Raw genomic sequence first — 1,268 nt, 5'->3', positions numbered from 1 at the left:
CCTCGACGACCTCGACCGTGGTCGGGCCGGTGAACCGGGCATGGCCCTCGATGACCGTGACGCCATTGGCCTTGAGCAGGCCCGCGACCCCATCGGTCAGTTCCTTGACGATGCCGTCCTTGCGCTGCCGCACCGCGGCGTAGTCGAAGCGCAGGTTGTCGGCGTAGATGCCGAATTCGGCGGCGTGCGCGACGGTGTGGAAGACCTCCGCCGAGCGCAGCATCGCCTTCGTCGGGATGCAGCCCCAGTTCAGGCAGACGCCGCCCGGGCGTTCCTTCTCGACCAGGCCGACGGTGAGGCCTCGTTGAGCGGCGCGGATGGCGGCGACGTACCCGCCGGGACCGCCACCGATCACCAGAAGATCGAATTCCGGCACTCGTGGTGCTCCTCGTTCTCGATAACTCGACCCGCCATCGGTTGTGATGCGAGTCATTGCGAACGAGTCTGTCGGTCCCCATTTGCACAATCAATGCCCTCGAAGCCCATATATGTCTGTGCGCGACTGGGCGGAGAGCACAATTTGTACCCGTGAGTAGCGTGCTTTCGGCGGCTCAGCCGCGGGCGGTCCCGGGCAATTCCAGAGCGGCCAGCGCGAGGGAAAGTTCCAGGTAGGCGCGCTGGCCTTCCAAGGGTCGGCCGAGCAGCATGGTGATGCGCTGCAACCGGTTGATGACCGTGTTCCGATGGCAGTGCAACTTGGGTGCGGCATTGGCCGCGGAGCAGTTCTCGGCGAGCCAGACGGCCAAAGTCCGCAGCAGAATGTCGCGTTCTTTCGGCGGCAATTCCAGGACCGGGCCGAGGGTCCGGGCGACCAGCAGATCGGTCAGATCGGGGGAGCGCAAAAGCAGCGCCTCCGGGTAGCGCTCGTCCAGCGAGACCAGCAGCCCGGCCGCGTCCCCGGGCGCGGTATCCAGCGCCAGTACCGCCAGCCCGTGCGCGGTATCGATGCCCGCCAGCCCGGCGACCGCGGGGGAGACGCCCGCCCGGCCTCGGATCAACGGCCGAAGCTGTTGCAGCACAACCGAACTGTCCCGATGCTCCAGCGACACCAGTCCGACGGTCGAATCCACGCGCTCATGCCACACCGACCGCACTCCCGAAACCCCCAGCGCCGCCTCGGCACCCGTGTGCAGCCGCGGACCGCCTTCGCCGCGTGCCACCACCACCAGATACGCGCCGTGTGCGGGCAGATTCAGTTCCCGCCCGGCCCGCGCCGCGAAGGTGGCGTCGTGGGCGCGCCCGGCGAGCAGGTCCTCGATCAGCGAATG

General features: G+C 67.9%; 2 protein-coding genes. Both read right to left on the bottom strand.

Annotated elements, in window-relative coordinates; translation table 11 throughout:
- Positions 1 to 376: FAD-dependent oxidoreductase (locus ACIRS4_RS37455; RefSeq protein ID WP_404204625.1), on the bottom strand; the 376-nt coding region annotated here is incomplete at its 3' end.
- A gap of 175 nt (positions 377 to 551) precedes the next feature.
- Positions 552 to 1,268, bottom strand: a 717-nt coding sequence (locus ACIRS4_RS37450; RefSeq protein WP_404204623.1) for a PucR family transcriptional regulator, incomplete at its 5' end; no start/stop codon positions are given.

Source organism: Streptomyces sp. NPDC101166 (genome assembly GCF_044768125.1).
Taxonomy (GTDB): domain Bacteria; phylum Actinomycetota; class Actinomycetes; order Streptomycetales; family Streptomycetaceae; genus Streptomyces.
The sequence above is the reverse complement of the archived record's forward strand: the minus strand, read 5'-3'. Positions and strand labels throughout refer to the sequence as shown.